1 rRNA gene is annotated in these 2,423 nt (G+C 53.4%); it reads right to left on the bottom strand.

The window, feature by feature from the left end:
• Positions 1 to 81: 81 nt before the first annotated feature.
• Positions 82 to 2,423: ribosomal RNA gene (locus GA0116996_RS27795) — 23S ribosomal RNA — on the bottom strand.

Here is a 2,423-nt window from a genome sequence, read left to right as displayed (position 1 = left end):
GGGATGTAGTTGGGGTTGTGCTTACTGTGTCAACTTCGGTGGCACAAGGCGATCGCTCACCAGGTGAAACACACTGGTTATAGGATCAAGCCTTACGGGCAATTAGTACTGGTTAGCTTAACGCATTACTGCGCTTCCACACCCAGCCTATCAACGTCCTGGTCTCGAACGACCCTTCAAGGAGGTCAAGCCTCCAGGGAATCCTCATCTTCAGGCGAGTTTCCCGCTTAGATGCTTTCAGCGGTTATCTCTTCCGTACATAGCTACCCTGCGATGCCTCTGGCGAGACAACAGGTACACCAGCGGTACGTCCACTCCGGTCCTCTCGTACTAGGAGCAGCCCCCGTCAAGATTCCAACGCCCACGGCAGATAGGGACCAAACTGTCTCACGACGTTTTAAACCCAGCTCACGTACCTCTTTAAATGGCGAACAGCCATACCCTTGGGACCGGCTACAGCCCCAGGATGAGATGAGCCGACATCGAGGTGCCAAACACCGCCGTCGATATGAACTCTTGGGCGGTATCAGCCTGTTATCCCCAGAGTACCTTTTATCCGTTGAGCGATGGCCCTTCCATTCAGAACCACCGGATCACTATGTCCTGCTTTCGCACCTGCTCGACTTGTCGGTCTCGCAGTTAAGCACGCTTTTGCCATTGCACTTTAGGTACGATGTCCGACCGTACCAAGCGTACCTTCGAACTCCTCCGTTACACTTTGGGAGGAGACCGCCCCAGTCAAACTGCCTACCATGCACTGTCCCCGACCCGGATTCACGGGCCAAGGTTAGAACCTCAAACAAACCAGGGTGGTATTTCAAGGACGGCTCCACGTGAACTAGCGTCCACGCTTCAAAGCCTCCCACCTATCCTACACAGATCGGTTCAAAGTCCAATGCAAAGCTACAGTAAAGGTTCATGGGGTCTTTCCGTCTAGCCGCGGGGAGATTGCATCATCACAAACACTTCAACTTCGCTGAGTCTCGGGAGGAGACAGTGTGGCCATCGTTACGCCATTCGTGCAGGTCGGAACTTACCCGACAAGGAATTTCGCTACCTTAGGACCGTTATAGTTACGGCCGCCGTTTACCGGGACTTCAATCAAGAGCTTGCACCCCATCATTTAATCTTCCGGCACCGGGCAGGCGTCACACCCTATACGTCCACTTTCGTGTTTGCAGAGTGCTGTGTTTTTATTAAACAGTCGCAGCCACCATTTTATTGCAACCCCTTCACCCTTCTGGCGCAGGCCAGTCAAGCTACCAGGGCGTACCTTATCCCGAAGTTACGGTACCAATTTGCCGAGTTCCTTCTCCCGAGTTCTCTCAAGCGCCTTAGAATACTCATCTCGCCCACCTGTGTCGGTTTGCGGTACGGTCTCGTATGACTGAAGCTTAGAGGCTTTTCTTGGAACCACTTCCAATTGCTTCGCAGCACTAGGCCGCTCGCCCCACATCCTTGAATCCCGCGCCCGGATTTGCCTGAGCGCCTTCTCCAATGCAGGGACCGGGACTTCCAACACCCGGACAACCTTCCGCGATCCGTCCCCCCATCGCATCATACGACGGTGCAGGAATATTAACCTGCTTCCCATCAGCTACGCATCTCTGCCTCGCCTTAGGGGCCGACTCACCCTACGCCGATGAACGTTGCGTAGGAAACCTTGGGCTTACGGCGAGGGGGCCTTTCACCCCCTTTATCGCTACTCATGTCAGCATTCGCACTTCTGATACCTCCAGCATCCTTTACAAGACACCTTCACAGGCTTACAGAACGCTCTCCTACCACGCACATTACTGTGCGTCCGCAGCTTCGGTATATAGCTTAGCCCCGTTACATCTTCCGCGCAGGACGACTCGATCAGTGAGCTATTACGCTTTCTTTAAAGGGTGGCTGCTTCTAAGCCAACCTCCTGACTGTTTTAGCCTTCCCACTTCGTTTCCCACTTAGCTATATTTGGGGACCTTAGCTGGCGGTCTGGGTTGTTTCCCTCTTGACACCGGACGTTAGCACCCGATGTCTGTCTCCCGTGATTGCACTCTTCGGTATTCGGAGTTTGCTATGGCGGGGTAATCAGCAATAGACCCCCCAACCATGACAGTGCTCTACCCCCGAAGGTGAGACACGAGGCACTACCTAAATAGTTTTCGGAGAGAACCAGCTATTTCCAGATTTGTTTAGCCTTTCACCCCTATCCACAGCTCATCCCCTAACTTTTCAACGTTAGTGGGTTCGGTCCTCCAGTACGTGTTACCGCACCTTCAACCTGGCCATGGATAGATCATCTGGTTTCGGGTCTACACCCAGCGACTCAACGCCCTGTTCGGACTCGCTTTCGCTACGCCTTCCCTAATCGGTTAAGCTTGCCACTGAATGTAAGTCGCTGACCCATTATACAAAAGGTACGCCGTCACCCCCGAAAG

This window comes from Cupriavidus alkaliphilus (assembly GCF_900094595.1).
Lineage (GTDB): Bacteria > Pseudomonadota > Gammaproteobacteria > Burkholderiales > Burkholderiaceae > Cupriavidus > Cupriavidus alkaliphilus.
This window is presented reverse-complemented; position numbering and strand designations above follow the sequence as displayed.